General features: G+C 60.3%; 15 protein-coding genes. 5 read left to right on the forward strand and 10 right to left on the reverse strand.

Annotated elements, in window-relative coordinates:
* Nucleotides 1–159: 159 nt before the first annotated feature.
* The gene (locus tag IB250_RS08955; protein WP_095632211.1) at nt 160–1,683 is read right to left on the reverse strand and encodes a fumarate hydratase; all 1,524 of its coding nucleotides are present in this window, start codon (nt 1,681–1,683) and stop codon (nt 160–162) included.
* A gap of 557 nt (nt 1,684–2,240) precedes the next feature.
* Here IB250_RS08955 and IB250_RS08960 point away from each other — a divergent pair.
* From IB250_RS08960 to IB250_RS08970, 3 genes are all read left to right on the forward strand, one after another.
* Nucleotides 2,241–3,347, forward strand: a complete 1,107-nt coding sequence (locus tag IB250_RS08960) for a sensor domain-containing diguanylate cyclase (protein ID WP_192343841.1) — start codon at nt 2,241–2,243, stop codon at nt 3,345–3,347.
* Nucleotides 3,340–4,275, forward strand: a complete 936-nt coding sequence (locus IB250_RS08965; protein ID WP_192343842.1) for an iron-sulfur-binding ferredoxin reductase — start codon at nt 3,340–3,342, stop codon at nt 4,273–4,275. Before IB250_RS08960 ends, IB250_RS08965 begins: the two co-directional genes overlap by 8 nt.
* A 134-nt stretch (nt 4,276–4,409) precedes the next feature.
* A complete protein-coding gene (locus IB250_RS08970; RefSeq protein WP_192343843.1) occupies nt 4,410–5,159 on the forward strand; it encodes an enoyl-CoA hydratase-related protein in 750 nt (249 codons plus the stop codon).
* 206 nt (nt 5,160–5,365) lie between these two features.
* Here the strand turns inward: IB250_RS08970 and pyk are convergent, their stop codons facing one another.
* On the reverse strand, nt 5,366–6,817 hold the full coding sequence (pyk, locus tag IB250_RS08975) for a pyruvate kinase (protein WP_123501356.1): 1,452 nt from the start codon (nt 6,815–6,817) through the stop codon (nt 5,366–5,368).
* Between the two features lie 188 nt (nt 6,818–7,005).
* On the opposite strand from pyk, the gene IB250_RS08980 reads away from it, so the two are divergent.
* Nucleotides 7,006–7,389, forward strand: a complete 384-nt coding sequence (locus IB250_RS08980) for a tetratricopeptide repeat protein (RefSeq protein WP_192343844.1) — start codon at nt 7,006–7,008, stop codon at nt 7,387–7,389.
* Nucleotides 7,390–7,611: 222 nt separating this feature from the next.
* A complete protein-coding gene (locus IB250_RS08985; protein ID WP_192343845.1) occupies nt 7,612–7,971 on the forward strand; it encodes a PilZ domain-containing protein in 360 nt (119 codons plus the stop codon).
* Between the two features lie 146 nt (nt 7,972–8,117).
* Here the strand turns inward: IB250_RS08985 and IB250_RS08990 are convergent, their stop codons facing one another.
* From IB250_RS08990 to IB250_RS09025, 8 genes are all read right to left on the reverse strand, one after another.
* Complete coding sequence (locus tag IB250_RS08990; protein ID WP_123501359.1) at nt 8,118–8,504, reverse strand: DUF6124 family protein; 387 nt, start codon at nt 8,502–8,504, stop codon at nt 8,118–8,120.
* 300 nt (nt 8,505–8,804) lie between these two features.
* Nucleotides 8,805–9,053 (reverse strand): hypothetical protein, encoded by a 249-nt coding sequence (locus IB250_RS08995; RefSeq protein ID WP_192343846.1) that lies wholly within the window; start codon nt 9,051–9,053, stop codon nt 8,805–8,807.
* A 137-nt stretch (nt 9,054–9,190) separates the two neighbouring features.
* The gene (locus IB250_RS09000; protein WP_192343847.1) at nt 9,191–10,522 is read right to left on the reverse strand and encodes a DUF58 domain-containing protein; all 1,332 of its coding nucleotides are present in this window, start codon (nt 10,520–10,522) and stop codon (nt 9,191–9,193) included.
* Between the two features lie 169 nt (nt 10,523–10,691).
* The gene (locus IB250_RS09005) at nt 10,692–11,693 is read right to left on the reverse strand and encodes an AAA family ATPase (protein ID WP_192343848.1); all 1,002 of its coding nucleotides are present in this window, start codon (nt 11,691–11,693) and stop codon (nt 10,692–10,694) included.
* The gene (locus tag IB250_RS09010) at nt 11,690–12,853 is read right to left on the reverse strand and encodes a DUF4350 domain-containing protein (protein ID WP_192343849.1); all 1,164 of its coding nucleotides are present in this window, start codon (nt 12,851–12,853) and stop codon (nt 11,690–11,692) included. The genes IB250_RS09005 and IB250_RS09010 overlap by 4 nt, the downstream gene beginning before the upstream one ends.
* Complete coding sequence (locus tag IB250_RS09015; RefSeq protein ID WP_192343850.1) at nt 12,850–14,394, reverse strand: DUF4129 domain-containing protein; 1,545 nt, start codon at nt 14,392–14,394, stop codon at nt 12,850–12,852. Before IB250_RS09015 ends, IB250_RS09010 begins: the two co-directional genes overlap by 4 nt.
* The gene (locus tag IB250_RS09020; RefSeq protein WP_192343851.1) at nt 14,381–15,358 is read right to left on the reverse strand and encodes a stage II sporulation protein M; all 978 of its coding nucleotides are present in this window, start codon (nt 15,356–15,358) and stop codon (nt 14,381–14,383) included. Before IB250_RS09020 ends, IB250_RS09015 begins: the two co-directional genes overlap by 14 nt.
* A complete protein-coding gene (locus IB250_RS09025) occupies nt 15,355–16,080 on the reverse strand; it encodes an RDD family protein (RefSeq protein WP_192343852.1) in 726 nt (241 codons plus the stop codon). The genes IB250_RS09020 and IB250_RS09025 overlap by 4 nt, the downstream gene beginning before the upstream one ends.
* Between the last annotated feature and the right edge of the window lie 56 nt (nt 16,081–16,136).

The raw sequence follows: 16,136 nt of genomic DNA on the forward strand, positions 1-16,136 counted from the left end.
GCGATTGCAGCCATTAAAGCCTATGAGAGCGATGTTGAATGTGATGGCCTCATCGCGAGCAGGCTCGCTCCCACAGGGTTTTGTGGTGTTGGGTCGATCGACAAAAAAATGGCCGGGTCATCTGGGGGATGACCCGGCCGTGTCTGGAGAGGGTTGCGCTTACTGCACTTCCACCGCCAGGCTTTCACTGATCTTTTTCTGCCAGATGGCAGGACCGGTGATGTGTACCGACTCGCCCTTGCTGTCGACCGCAACGGTCACAGGCATGTCTTTGACGTCGAACTCGTAGATCGCTTCCATGCCCAGTTCGGCGAAAGCCACCACGCGGGATTTCTTGATGGCTTGCGCCACCAGGTAAGCCGCGCCGCCGACTGCCATGAGGTAAACGGCTTTGTGGTCCTTGATCGCTTCGATCGCGGTCGGGCCGCGCTCGGATTTGCCGATCATGCCCAACAGGCCGGTTTGCTCGAGGATCTGACGGGTGAACTTGTCCATCCGCGTCGCGGTGGTCGGGCCGGCAGGGCCAACCACTTCTTCGCGTACCGGATCAACCGGGCCAACGTAGTAGATGAAGCGACCTTTGAGGTCCACCGGCAGGGTTTCACCCTTGTTCAGCATCTCGACCATGCGCTTGTGCGCCGCGTCGCGACCGGTGAGCATTTTGCCGTTGAGCAGGACGGTTTCGCCCGGCTTCCAGCTCTGCACTTCTTCCGGCGTCAGGGTATCGAGGTTGACGCGACGGGCCGATGGGCCGGCTTCCCAGACGATTTCCGGGTAGGCGTCCAGCGGTGGCGCTTCCAGCGAGGCCGGGCCGGAACCGTCGAGCACGAAGTGCGCGTGACGGGTGGCGGCGCAGTTGGGGATCATGCACACCGGCAGGGACGCAGCGTGGGTCGGGTAATCCATGATCTTCACGTCAAGCACGGTGGTCAGGCCACCCAGGCCCTGGGCGCCGATGCCCAGTTGGTTGACCTTCTCGAACAGCTCCAGGCGCATCTCTTCGATACGGTTCTGCGGGCCGCGTGCTTTAAGCTCGTGAATGTCGATGGATTCCATCAACACTTCCTTGGCCATGACGGCGGCTTTCTCGGCGGTGCCGCCGATGCCGATGCCGAGCATGCCCGGTGGGCACCAGCCGGCGCCCATTTCCGGAACGGTTTTCAGCACCCAGTCAACGATCGAGTCGGACGGGTTGAGCATGGCCATTTTCGACTTGTTCTCGGAACCGCCGCCCTTGGCTGCCACGTCCACTTCCACGGTGTTACCCGGAACGATGGAGTAGTGGATAACGGCCGGGGTGTTGTCCTTGGTGTTTTTGCGAGCGCCCGCCGGGTCGGCGAGGATCGAAGCACGCAGGACGTTTTCCGGCAGGTTGTAAGCCCGGCGTACGCCTTCGTTGATCATGTCGTCCAGGCCCATGGTGGCGCCATCCCAACGCACGTCCATGCCCACGCGCACGAACACGGTAACGATACCGGTGTCCTGGCAGATCGGGCGGTGGCCGGTGGCGCACATGCGCGAGTTGATCAGAATCTGCGCCATGGAATCGCGAGCTGCCGGCGATTCTTCACGCAGGTAGGCCTCGTGCATCGCCTGGATGAAATCCACGGGGTGGTAGTAGGAAATGAATTGCAGGGCGTCGGCAACGCTCTGAATCAGGTCGTCTTGCTTGATCACGGTCATGAGTCGCGCTCCTCTAAAAGACGGGAACATTCAATAAGGTGCTTGCAGCTTGGGTGCATCGGTCGGTTGCAAGCACCTTTCAAGGCACGCCGGGCATGCTGGCGCGACGCTAAAAAGGCGCGGCAGTATACCGCGCCTCGATGGCGGGCACATCCGTTGACAGTCAAACGTTGGTCGCATAACGCCCACAGATGAGTATTGGGGGGCTGGGCCGTTGTGGTGAGGGAATTGCCTGTGGAGGCTTGCCACAGGATTACCCCGCCCACCTATGAATATGGGCGAAGGGCTTTTGTGGCGAGGGAGCTTGCTCCCGTTCGGCTGCGAAGCAGTCGTAATAGACTCATCCCAGTTCAACTGAAAGGGGCAGAGGGCCGCTTCGCAGCCCAGCGGGAGCAAGCTCCCTCGCCACAGGATTATCCCGAGTTCGGGTCATGGCTTTGACGCCAGTTTTCTGCCCCGAAAATTGAATGGTCATTTATCAGACTCGCCACTAAAGTGGCATCCGGCCTGTAGAGTAGGACACTCGATCAGCCTCCTTTCCCACGGTGAATCAGCGATTGACCCATAACGCCATTCAGCGGCTTTTGCTTAAACGCTTTGCCCTCGCAGCTGGCACCTACGCCCTGGCTTTGCTGCTGCTGTGGCTGGCGTTTTTCACCGGTCACTACCAGGAATCCGTCACCGGCATGGCGATCGGCAGCGCGTTGGTGGTGCTCAGCCAGGCGGTGTTGTTCGCGTTGTTCTCCAGCGGTCGCAACCTGCGTTTTTCCGATCCGAGCCTGACCGAAGTGCAAATACTGCTGGGGCTGGGTTGGCAAACCTGGCTGATCGCCCATCTGGACGAGGCGCGCGGCGCGTTTCTGGTGTTTTACCTGCTGATTCTGTTGTTCGGGCTGTTTCATCTTTCGCGCACGGCTTTCGCCCGTTGCGCGTTTCTGGTGTTTTTCAGTTTCAGCGCCATCACCTTGTGGGAGGGCTATCACTTTCAGCTGCCCGACCCGACGCTGGCCCTGTTGCAGGTGTGCGTGCTGTTGGTGGTACTCGCGTGGCTGGTGCTTTACGCCCGTTACGTCCAGATGTCGCGCCAGCGTATGCGTCAGCGGCGGTTTGCCTTGCAGGCGCATCAAGACACCCTGCGCGGGATGATGCGCCAGCTCGAAGGTTTGGTGGCGACCGATGAACTCACCGGGCTGTTCAACCGCCGGCATTTCCTGCGCCTGGCCTCCCGGGAGTTGAACGCCATGGAAGCCGATGTGGTGCATGGCCTGGCGTTGATCGACCTCGATCACTTCAAACGCATCAACGATGTTCACGGCCATGCCGCCGGCGATCAGGTGCTGCAAGCGTTTGCCGGAGTGGCCACCGCCTGCCTGCGCGATGGCGATGTTCTGGCCCGCTATGGCGGTGAAGAGTTCGTGGTGTTGTTGCCCGATTGCGATGCCGAGCGCCTGACGGCGTGTTGTGAGCGGTTGCGCATTGCGTTCATGGATGTCGAATTGGTCGGCCTGGATGTGCGCAACCTCAGCCTGTCGGTGGGCATGACTTTGCTGGCGCTCGGCGACGATCTGGATGACGCCTTGCACCGCGCGGATCAGGCGCTATATCGCGCCAAGCGTGATGGCCGTAACCGTTGCGCGGCGGCCTGGGAGAATGTCGATGCCTGAGTTACGGGTCGGCGAACGCCAATGGACGGTGGCGGCGGGGAGTAACCTGCTCGATGCCTTGAATCAGAACGGCGTGTCGGTGCCCTATAGCTGCCGCGCCGGCAGTTGCCATGCGTGCCTGATTAAATGTGTCGAGGGTTTGCCCAGCGACAGCCGTCCCGATGCCTTGAGCCATGAGCAGCGTCAGCAGGGTTGGCGGTTGGCCTGTCAGTGCCAGGTGGTCGATGATCTGCAAGTCGAAACCTTTGACCCGTTGCGTGATGGGCTTGGCGCTCAAGTGGCCGCCAGCGATTGGCTGAGCCCCAGCGTTTTGCGTTTACGCCTGACGAGTGAGCGACCGTTGCGCTATCAGGCGGGGCAGCATCTGGTGTTGTGGGCGGGCCAGATTGCGCGGCCGTATTCCCTGGCCAGTCTGCCGCAAGAAGACCGCTTTCTGGAGTTTCACCTCGATTGCCGTCAGCCGGGGGAGTTCAGTGATTCGGCACGCCAGTTGAAAATCGGCGATCCGATCCGCCTCGGCGAGTTGCGCGGCGGGGCGTTGCATTACGACCCGGACTGGCACACCCGACCGCTGTGGCTATTGGCGGCCGGCACCGGTCTGGGGCCGTTGTTCGGTATTTTGCGCGAAGCATTGCGTCAGGATCACCAGGGCGCCATCCGTGTCATTCATCTGGCCCATGATGCGGGTGAGCATTATCTGGCCAAACCCCTGCAAGCCATGGCCGCCAGCCGTGAAAACCTTAGCGTCGAGCTGTGGACGGCGGCCGAGTTGCCCGCGGCTTTGGCACAACTGCGCCTTGTTTCGCGGCAAACCCTGGCCTTAGTCTGCGGGGCCCCCGACAGCGTCGACGCCTTTGCCCGGCGCCTGTACCTGGCGGGTTTGCCGCGCAATCAACTGCTGGCGGATGTCTTTCTACCCCGTGGTTGAGCGCTGATTTCTCTGTGGCGAGCGAGCTTGCTCGCGCTGGGCTGCGCAGCGGCCCCAAAAGTTTGTGAGCGCTGCGCACTCAAGCGCGAGCAAGCTCGCTCGCCACAGTTGATCCTCTCAGATCAGGACTCACCATGCCCGATACCATCCAGTTTGAACGCGAGCGCGGCCTGCTGACCCTGCGCATCAATCGCCCCGAAAAGAAAAACGCCCTGACTCGCGCCATGTACAGCCAACTGGCGGAAGGTTTGCGGCTTACCGACAGCGACCCTGAAATCAATGCGGTGCTGATCACCGGCAGCGCGGAATGTTTCACCGCCGGCAATGACATCTTTGATTTCCTTCAGCAACCCCCGAGCAACCTCGACAGCCCCGTGTTCCACTTCATGCTCAATTTGCTCGAGTGCCGCAAACCGGTCATCGCCGCCGTGGCCGGCGCGGCGGTGGGGATCGGTACGACGATGCTGCTGCATTGCGATCTGGTTTACGTCAGCACCGACGCCCGGTTGCGCATGCCGTTCGTCAACCTCGGGTTATGCCCTGAGTTCGGCTCCAGCCTAATCCTGCCGCGAATGCTCGGGCACGCCAAAGCGGCGGAGCTGTTGTTGCTGGGCGAGGGGTTCAGTGGTGAACAGGCAGCCGCGTGGGGGATCGCGACTGAAGCCTTGGACAGTGGCGAAGCAGTGTTGGCCAAGGCACGGGAGATGGCGTTGCGATTTGAATCGTTGCCGGTGGAGGCGGTACGCATCAGCAAGCAATTGATGAAAGCGCCGGATCGGGAACAGATACGCAAGGTGATAGAAGAAGAGGGCGCGTTGTTCACCCAGCGGCTGCGTTCGCCGGAAGCGATGATGGCGTTGACCGGGTTTATCAAACGGCATTGAATTTTTCGCTGACTGTACTGGCCTCATCGCGGGCAAGCCCGCTCCCACAAGGATTGCAGGTGTCCACAAATCGAATTTCAACACAAATCCTGTGGGAGCGGGCTTGCCCGCGATGAGGCCCGCCCAGGCAACACAACTTTCGGCTCAGAAACCAAAAAGCCCCGCCATTCACATGGCGGGGCTTTTGTTTTTCAGCGCTCGATCACTCAGACCATCTTGTCGCCAACGTGCAGGATTTTCATCCCGTTGGTGCCGCCGGTGGTGTGGTAGCTGTCGCCCTTGGTCAGGATGACCCAGTCGCCTTTCTCGACCACACCCAACTTGAGCAACTCGTCGATCGCGGCCTGGCTGACTTGCTCAGGCGGCAAGGACGCCGGGTCGAACGGTACGGTGTAGACGCCACGGAACATGGCCGCGCGGGCCTGGGTTTCGCGGTGCGGGGAGAACGCGTAGATCGGCACCGAGGAGCGGATGCGCGACATGATCAACGGCGTGTAGCCACTTTCGGTCAACGCGATGATCGCCTTCACGCCCGGGAAGTGGTTGGCGGTGTACATGGCCGCCAGCGCGATGCTCTGGTCGCAGCTTTCGAAGACCTTGCCGATGCGGTGGCTGGAGGTCTTGCTGGTCGGGTGCTTTTCAGCGCCGATGCAGATGCGCGCCATGGCTTGCACGGCTTCCAGCGGGTACAAACCGGCAGCACTTTCGGCCGAGAGCATCACGGCGTCGGTGTAGTCGAGCACGGCGTTGGCTACGTCGGAGACTTCGGCGCGGGTCGGCATCGGGTTCTGGATCATCGACTCCATCATCTGGGTCGCAACGATCACCGCTTTGTTGTGGCGGCGTGCGTGCAGAATGATTTTCTTCTGGATGCCCACCAGTTCGGCGTCGCCGATTTCCACACCCAGGTCACCACGGGCAACCATCACCGCGTCGGAGGCTTTGATCAGGCCGTCGAGGGTTTCGTCGTCGGCCACGGCTTCGGCGCGTTCGATCTTCGCCACCAGCCAGGCAGTACCGCCGGCTTCGTCGCGCAGTTGACGGGCGTATTCCATGTCGGCGGCGTCACGCGGGAAGGACACCGCGAGGTAGTCGACTTCCATTTCGGCTGCGAGCTTGATGTCGGCCTTGTCTTTCTCGGTCAGGGCCGGTGCGGTCAGGCCGCCGCCGCGACGGTTGATGCCTTTGTGGTCCGACAGCGGGCCGCCGATGGTCACGGTGCAATGCAGTTCGGTGGCGGTGGCGGTGTCGACGCGCATCACCACGCGACCGTCGTCGAGCAGCAACTCGTCACCCACGCCGCAGTCTTTCACCAGGTCCGGGTAGTCGATGCCGACCACTTGTTGGTTGCCTTCGGTCAACGGATGGCTGGTAGAGAAGGTGAATTGATCACCGATCTTCAGCTCGATCTTCTTGTTGGCGAATTTGGCGATACGAATTTTCGGGCCTTGCAGGTCACCCAGCAGGGCGACGAAGCGGCCGTGCTTGGCAGCGAGGTCACGCACCAGCTTCGCGCGAGCCTTGTGCTCGTCGGGGGTGCCGTGGGAGAAGTTCAGACGGGCGACGTCCAGGCCAGCCAGAATCAGCTGTTCGAGAACTTCCGGCGAGTTACTGGCCGGGCCAAGGGTAGCGACGATTTTGGTGCGACGGACGGACATGCATAGACTCCTGAGTTCAAGCGCTAGCAGAGGCTACTATGGTCCGTAGGTGTAGTCATTGTTCGTTTGCACTACTTTTTTTGAAGAACTTGGTTATTAGTTTCTTTATTGAACGCGACAATCGGCACAAACCGTCCTGAAGATTTCCGCCCAAGGGTCGATACAGAGCTCAAGACAGGAGATCCCCCATGCGATTCGTGCTCATTGCCGCCCTTGCCATTAGTGCCCTCAGTGTCACGGGCTGCACCCGTTGGTCGATGAACCATCATTTGAATAATGCCTACAGCGCCTATGAGCGCGGCAATTGCGAGCAAGTGATGCTCGAACTGTCCAAGGTCGAGCGTGCCAGCCGCGCGCGGCCTTATGTGTGGCCGGAAGTGTCGATGATGCGCGGCCAGTGTCTGGAACGGCAGAAGCTGTTTATCGATGCGGCGCAGACTTACCAGTTCATCATGGCCTCTTACCCGCAAAGCGAATACGCCTACCGCGCCCGTGCCCGCCTGGAAACCTTGCAGAGCCTGGGCCATTACCCGACCCGCAGCGCGGCGGCGGTGCGTCCAACCCGCTTCTGATTGTCATGCGACAGCGGTGAGCTATAGTCCAATGGATCGGTTTAGAGTCTTGCCTCTAATTCGAGGTAACACCTGTGATCGGCAGCAGTAAGCGACAGCGGTTGGAAGGACTGTCGCACCAGGATCGGGGAGAGCGCGGCTGATGCCTATAAAACAATAGAGCAGGCCCGTTCCGAAGTATTGGTGCGGCCCTGCTTAAGGGCCTTGCGTAGCGAAATCAGCATGTTCACTGACCGCCGGATCGAGCGGCATCAACTGCCGTATTTTCTCAAAGTGTTCAACAGCGTCACCGACAAGCCCATCGGCTTTCTGGGTAATCTGTCCGAGGACGGGCTGATGTTGATCAGCCAGTTGCCGATGATGGTGGGCGCCGATTTTAATCTGCGCCTGAAAATCCCCATGGATGGCCATTGTCAGCAGGTGATCGACCTCAATGCCTGCTGCCTGTGGTGCCACGAGGACGCAACCCCCCACCACTATGACGCCGGCTTCAGCCTGCAACGGGCACCACCGGAATATGGGCAACTGGTCGAGGCGTTGAAGCAGTACTTCAGTTTTCAGCCGTTGCCTGCCTCTGCTTGAAGGCTGCGGCGCTTTCACTATTGCCATCGCGGGCAAGCCCGCTCCCACAGTTTCGGCGGTGTTCACCTATTGTGTGTTCACCGAAGATCCCTGTGGGAGCGGGCTTGCCCGCGATGGTGTCAGGCTAGACGGCCAATACTTAAAGGCTAGGCCGGCTTAATCGCCCGCTCGATATCCAGCGACCGCTCCGCCAGCATCAACCCCATCTCGCTCATCTGATAAATCGCCATCGCCAGATGCCGCTGTTTGTCTTCCAGGCTGTCCGCCAGATCCAGCAGCAGAAGGCTCACCGAAGAAAAGGTTTCATAGGTCTGGATGATGAGGGCTTCGGGGTTTGCATCGGGTACGACGGTGAACATCTTCATGGATCGTTCCTCGGTGGTGCGTTCTTCGGCAAAGCACGGTTTAGTGTTTTCCCGTTTGAGATAGTGATCGAGGGCCCTGTCGGCAGCTTCGTGGAGTTTTCTCGAGTCGAGGATGCTGTAGGGCGAACTGGAGGTGGTTTTGAGTGGGTTGGGTCGGGGCGTTATCACGGTTAACTCCTTGTTGGGGCTGCCACCGATTCGGAAATAACGAAAGGGCGGCGACAGGAGAACCTTATGTCGGGACGGACACCACCCACAATCAGACGGGTCGCTGATATTTGTAGGCAGAGGCGCTTCATTCTGTAGTCATTAGCGCAGTTATTCGCGAAGCCTGATGGGAGATGACAACAAGCAGATTACCGGCCATTAACGTCAGTTTTTACATGGCAGAGCTTATTGCCCCCTCGTTACTACACGATCAGGAATATCGGGTAATGCCTAGGAGAAACTACAAATATTGAAGGTTAGCTAGTCATTAAGATCAGGCTTTTTGGGAATCTGTGAATTTTTAAAATCGGTGGAGATAGAAATAAGTGCCAAAGAGATAAAATCTTGGTTTGTATCTAGCGTTTGTAAGGCGCATCGGATGTTATCCGCTGTTTCGGCAGCCCCTTGCTGCGCCACCCAATTCGATAGCTCCTCTACAGCGGCACGCAATGCCAGTTGGTTCTCATTGATCTGCGTTAGCACTGAAGCGAATAGTTTTGCCTCGTCCATGATTGATTCCTTGTGATAGAGCTATCAGATTGTTGGGTGGGATTGCTTCTCGTAATTACTCTGGGGTGGGAGCTAGTCATACGTGCTCGCACATTATATTCATATCGTGACATGACTATTTTGTATGGGATTGGCCATTACATCGTTCCAGCTTTTTTCCATCCCATATACCGCGTCACCATCTCGGCCCCCAGTTCTGAGGGCCGAGCATCCAGCACGGGAACACCATGAGCACTCAACTGCTCATGGAGCTCTGCCCGTACATTCATATAATCCACTATCCCGCAATAGGCCAGCGCCTCGGGCAATGTTTGTACCGGCGCGTGCCGCAGACTGTCGAGCACCTCTTCGCGCAGGCTGCCCACCAACACCCGATGCTGATGGCTCAGCCGTTTGACGGCGGCAAGCAATTCTTCGTCTTCTTCATCCCTCAGGTTGGTCACCAGTACCACCAGTGCCCGGCGTTTTTGTCTGGCCAATAACTGGTTGGCGGCGACCAGATAGTCGGCGGGGCATTGTGTGCTGTCGAGATCGTAAACGCTGTTGAGTAACACGTTGAGTTGACCAGTGCCTTTGACCGGGGCGAGGTAGCGCGGCTGATGGCTGGCGAAGGTGCTCAGGCCCACCGCATCGCCCTGGCGTAGCGCGACGTAGCTGAGCAACAGGCAGGCATTGAGCGCGTGATCGAAATGCGAAAGTTCGCCGTCCTGGCTGCGCATGCGCCGCCCACAATCAAGCATGAAAATGATCTGCTGATCACGCTCGTCCTCATACTCACGGGCAATCGGTGTGCGCTGGCGTGCCGTAGCTTTCCAGTCGATCTGACGCAGGCTGTCGCCTTCGCGGAATTCGCGCAGTTGATGAAACTCCAGACCCAGACCGCGTCTCTGGCGTTGGCGCACGCCGAGCTGGCTGAGCCAGTTATCCACCGCCTGCAGTTGGCCGCCGTAGAGGCGGGCAAAGTCGGGGTAGACACGGGTGTTGTCGACTACGTTCAGTAAACGTTTGCCTGACCATAGGCCCATAGGACTCGGCAGGCTGATTTCGCAGTGGTCGACGGTGAAGTGGCCGCGCTTGAGTGGGCGTAGGCGATAGCCGATCTGGCTCTGTTGGCCGGGTTGCAGTTCGACGGACAATGGAAGGTGTTCGAAGTCCAGGCCGTGCGGCACGTGGTCGAAGAGCTGAATGCTCAAGGGCTGGGCAAGATCATGCTCGACCTCCAGCCGTACTTCGCCCCATCGACCGAGCGCCAGGCTGCCGGGCATATGCCGTTGCACACGAGGCGAGGGCAGTCGTTTGAGGCGGATGGCGTCGAGTATCGCCAGGGCCAGCAGCGCCAGGAGCAATCCCCAGTTGATCGATAACAGGCTGGATGGAATGGCGATGTCCAAGGCTCGCAACGTGCCTAGCACGATGCCGATGGCTAGCAGGGCCGCGAGCCAGATCAGGAGAAGGCGAGAAGGCTTCATCAGCGCACACCTTTTGTGGCGAGGGAGCTTGCTCCCGCTCGGCTGCGAAGCAGTCGTAGAACGGGTTGACGCGTTCTAGCTGACAGTACGCGTTGACTGCTTTTGGGGCTGCTTCGCAACCCAGCGGGAGCAAGCTCCCTCGCTACAAGGAGGCGTCGCATGACAGTGGTCACAGGCGCGGTGCCGGCACTTGGTCGAGCAACTGCCGGAGTACCTGATCCACTTCCAGCCCTTCGATGTCCAGTTCCGGGGCAATCCGCACACGGTGGCGCAACACCGACAGCGCGCAACCCTTGATGTCATCGGGAATCACAAATTCGCCGCCGCGCAACAAGGCCCGGGCGCGGGCGCAACGTACCAGCGCGATTGAAGCGCGTGGCCCGGCGCCGAGGGTCAACCCCGGCCAGGTTCGGGTGGTGCGGGCCAGGCGCACGGCGTAATCGAGTACCTGATCGTCCATGGACAGATCACTGGCAATGCGTTGCAAGGCCAGCACGTCCTTGGCTTGCAACACGGTGCGCAACGGTTGCACGTCGAGCATGTCGGCGCGGGTCGAGCGGCTGACCTGGCGCACCATGTTCAATTCCTGCTCGGCATCGGGGTAGTCCATGCGCACCTTGAGCATGAAGCGGTCGAGCTCGGCTTCCGGCAACGGATAAGTGCCTTCCTGTTCGATGGGGTTTTGCGTGGCGAGCACCATGAACGGTTGCGCGATCGGCAGGGCGCGGCCTTCGAGGGTGACCTGGCGTTCCTGCATGGCTTCGAGCAGCGCCGCCTGGGTTTTCGCCGGGGCGCGGTTGATCTCGTCGGCCAGCAGCAGGTTGGTAAACAGCGGGCCTTTGCGCAGTTTGAATTGCTCGGTTTGCAAGTCGTACACCGCGTGCCCGGTAACATCACTGGGCATCAGGTCCGGGGTGAACTGGATGCGCGCGAACTCACCGCCGAAGCAGCGGGCGAGGGCGCGCACCAGTAACGTCTTGCCCAACCCCGGCACGCCTTCGAGCAGCACATGGCCGCCAGCGATCAGGGCAGTGAGCACGTCGTCGATCACGCTGTTCTGGCCGATCACGGCTTTTTGCAATTCCGTTCTTATCGCTTGGGCCAACTGACTGGCGCGCTGGCGCTGCTGGGCGGCGTGGGTCTGTGTGCCGGGCTCGATCTGTTCACTCATAAGGCATTCCTCAAGGTTTGCAGCTGGGCGACCTGACGGCAGAATTCAGCGCTGGGCAGCCGCTGCTTCGCTCGCGGGCTCATGGCCTGGCTGATGACGCGTGTGGGTTGGCCAGTCAGGCGTGCGAGCACCAGCCATTGTTCGGCAACGCCGAGTTGTTCAAAACCGGGATGACGGTGACGGACACGACGCAGGATGTCTTGTTGCAAGCCTTGCAACAAGCTGTGCTGGCCGTTGCGACGCAGCATGAAATCGGCGCTGGCACGCAGGTGTTCCTGAAGTTGACGACGTGCCCTCGGGGCAGGTTCGAGCAATGGGCCGTTGCGCACGCCGACGTGCCAGAACCCCAAGGCGATCAAGGCAATCAGGGCCACCAGTGCTTGTGGAAAGTTGCGCCACAGCAAGGTCGGCAGACTGTCGTGATCAGTATTGAATAGCAGGGTCACGCCTGTGTCGGCCGTCAGGTACCACAGCAGCCAGGCGTTATCGTACTGGTCGATGGCCGGGGTTTTCCAGAGGTCGGCGTCGGTGACCACGGTGATCGAACCCAGCCCGTGAGTCAGCTGCATCATGTGCGTGGCCTTGCCGCTGTTGGCCCAGGCCTGGGCGAGGTTTTTCGGGTCGTCGAGATGGAACGCGGTATCGAAGCTGACGTAGGCCGGCGCCTCTTCGTTTTCCAGGTACAGCTTGGTCAGTTTCGGGTAGGGGTCGTCTTCAGGATCGGGCGGCGGTTCCTTGAGGTCTTTGCTCAGGGACTGGTGCACCTGCACCCGATCGAGCAGCAGGTCATTGCTCTGACCGGTCTTCTCATCCCACAGGGCTTCGGCGACGAACAAAAGACGTCCACCGGCCCGGGTCCAGTTCAACACCTGATCCACCTGTCGCGGCGACATGTTCGACCGATCGCCGAGCAACAACAAACTGTGCTGGTGAGGCTCGAGCGTCGGCAAGATGTCGAGGCTGTTGGCGTGGCTGACAGTCAGGCCCTGTTTACGCAGAAAATGCTCGGCCGCCAGATAGGGGTTGGCCTGGGCTTCGGGGGAGGGGCCGTGATCGATTTCTGCCTGATAGGGCATGGCCTTGAAATACAGGTAAACACTCAGCGCACACACGAGCAGGGCGATGAACGCACCGGCCGAAAGCCACAAACGCCGGTTCAACGGGCCGCTCCGGGGCCGAATAACGCGCGCCAGCCGTCACAGAGTTCCTGCTGCAAATGCGCCGGTGGCAGGCGATGCCCGTAGGCCATGTTCTGCCAGTGCCGGGTAAGGTTTTTACTGAAGGCCAGCAAGGCAGGTTGTTGCAGTTGTTCGACCCGTAGAAGAACTTCGCCTTCGGTGTCGGCGGGTTTGAGTGCCATGTTGAAGTCGTGCAGCAAGTGGCTGAGCAGGGCGCGATAGAGCAACCCGAGGGCTTCACGGGGATGGGTCTGCCAGAGGCTTTCGGCGCTGGCTGCGATGTCGGCAGGCAGGGTTTCGCGATTGAGGTCCAGGCCGAACGCCTGCTGCGGTAATGGCCGCGGGACTTTACGATTTGACGTGGGTCGACGGCTGACAAAGGCCTGCAGCCAGTCGCGGTAACGCCAGATCAATAGCCCAATGGCGCCGATCACTGTGCCCCACAGCAACACTTCGATCAGGTTGGCCAATACGCCAAAGCGTTGGCTGTCCAGCAAGCTGAACAGCGCCTTCAGCCAGGCGGGTGTTTGACCTTCGTCCGCGTTGTTGGCGGCGGGTTTGTCTTCGCCAAAACGATAGCGCGTGACCGTTTCCTTGTTCTTGAAGGGGGGCTGATCAAGGATGGCCTTGATGCTGTCCCGAGACGCCTGACTGGTCAGTGGTTGCTCCAACAGGCGGGCAGATTCCGGTGAAGTATTCGGTTCGGCGGCCCAGCCATTCTGCGCCGTCGGCACCAGCAGCATCGCGGCCAGCAGCAGCGTGACGACCGTGCTGGTCAAGCGCTGGCGCAACCGACGGAACACCAGCTCGATATCCCAGGCTTCCAGCCGCGTGCGCCGGTTCAGATAAAGGCTGAAACCGCAGGCCACATAGATCGGTTCCCAGACAATCAGCACCAGAACGTAAAAGGTATTGGTCAGGTGTTCCAGCCAGCGCCAGTCTTGGGTGGCGGCGGTAATCAAGGTCTGCCAGCCCCAGTCGAGTTCGACCTGTTGCGGCAAGAGCATGTAGAACAGCACCATCAAGCCGATCCACAGCGCGGTTTCCAGATGCACGCCAATGATCGTCAGCCATTGGGCGGCACCCGCGTTGCGCTGCAGCAGCACGCGCAAACGTTGTTGGCGTGCTTCCCCCGCCAGACCTTCGAGTTGCACCACCGGCATCAGAAAACTGCGGCTCAGGCTCAGGCGGCGCCAGGTCAGGCTGGCCAGCAATTGCGGTTTGAGCAGACGCGGCCATTGGCGCAGAGCCTGCTTCAGTGTGGGCGTTTCGCCGAACATGGCTTTGGACAGGATGTACAGCGGCAGCCGATCGAACGCCGGTTTGAGCCACCAGAACAGAAACACGGCGAGGGAGGGTGAATCCCACAAGAGCAAGGTGAGTAGAGCGAAGATCGGCAAGGTCACGATGGCCCAACTGGTCATCAACAAGCGTCGATGGCGCTGACTCAGCAGCACTCCCAGGTCCATGGCTTCCCAGGTCGTGCGCGGGCGGATCACCACACTGGCATCACTCAGGCGCATGACGAGTCCGTCCGGCAAACAGCAGATAAGTCGCCACCAACAACCAGAGCGCCGCGCCGACCAGGTATTTGGTCAGCGGCGCGAGCCCGGTCCGCGCCGACCAGTAGGCTTCGATAAACGCCGCAATCAGTAGAAACAGCATGACCCCGCAAATCAGCAACACGCTCTTGCGCGCCGCCAGTTGCAGGGCTTCGGTGCGAGGCAAACGCCCCGGCGCGATCAAGGCCCAGCCCAGTTGCAAGCCTGCGGCGCCGGCCAGGGCTATGGCGCTCAGTTCGAAGGCGCCATGGCCGATCACGAACGACCAGAAGGTTTGGCCATAGCCGATGTGCGTCAGGTGCCCGGCCACCGCACCGATCATCAACCCGTTGAAGAACAGGAAAAACGCGCTGCCCAGGCCAAACAGCAAACCGCTGGCGAAGGTCTGAAAAGCGATGCCGATGTTGTGCATGATGTAGTAACCGAACATCACCCAGTTTTCACTGGCCGCCCGTTCGGCCGAACGTCCCAAATGGCCGGCGACGGGGTCATACATGCTTTGCATCTCACTGACTTGCTCGGCCGGGATCAGGTTGTAGATCAGGTCGGGGAACAGATACACCAGCAACGCGAAGCCGATCAGGCTGCCAAAAAACATCAGGCTGGCGGCAAGCACGAAACGCCACTGCTCACGCACCAGTCGCGGAAAATCGGCGAGGATGAAACTCAACACGTTTACACCCAGTCGACTGCGATGCCGATAAAGCTGTTGATGCCCGCGCAGGACCTGCTGCTGCAATGAATCGATCAGGAAACTGCTATAGCCGCGCTCCTGAGCCAGGGCCAGGTGTTGGCAGAGCCGTCGGTAATCACTGGGGAAACTGGCGACTCCAGAGGCGTCCTTGCCGCGTTCCAGCCGTTCAAGCATGAGTGCAAACTGCTCCCATTCGGCACTGTGGCGACTTTCGAAAAGGCTTTGCTTCATGTGGGTCCCAACAGTCCGCGGGCGATGCCGTTGAGTTCGGCCACCGCCTGCGGCTTCGATACCTGCAACGGTTGCGCGAGTATCGAGGCGAGCTCGTTGGCCCGTGCTTCGGAGAGTTCACCCTGGCGCTCGGCAAACCCGAGGATGGCGCGCTGCTCGGTCAGCGTCAGGGTGAAGGCTGCGCGCCGTGGCGGGACATCGGGCAGTTGCGGGCGGGTGAGCGGTTGTTCGCGGTAGATCACCAGCGTACCGGCGGCCAGGTCGCCGAGGCGTTTGAAGGTGGGATGTTGCAGGCAGCTGATTGCTCCGAGAAAGTAGCCGAATGGCAACATGTCGACAAATCGCAGCAGGTTGCGCAGCAAGGACGCGGACCAGCCGATCGGCGTGCCATCGTCATGCACCACGCGCAATCCCATCCATTGCTTGCCCGGCGAGCGGCCCTGATTGAGCACCTCGAACAGCACCATGTACCACCAGCTCACCACGAACAGCAGAATCGAACCCAGCCCGGCGCCGAGTTTTCCGAGAAACGCCAACACAATGAACAGCAGGCCCAGCATCATCCCGCGCAGGCCCAGGTCGATGGCGAACGCCAGCGCACGTACCATCAACCCGGCCGGGCGCAGCGGCAAGTCGATGCCTTCGGGCGTTTCGACGTGATACCGCGTGTCCAGTGGCCGGGACAGCGTCGCTTTCCCTGGCAGTGCTGTGGTGTCGAGCATGGGCAACCTTGATGTGGCCTGGTCCGTCGGATGCTAGCAGCCTCTCGGGGGAAAAC

Source organism: Pseudomonas sp. PDM09, assembly GCF_014852305.1.
Lineage (GTDB): Bacteria > Pseudomonadota > Gammaproteobacteria > Pseudomonadales > Pseudomonadaceae > Aquipseudomonas.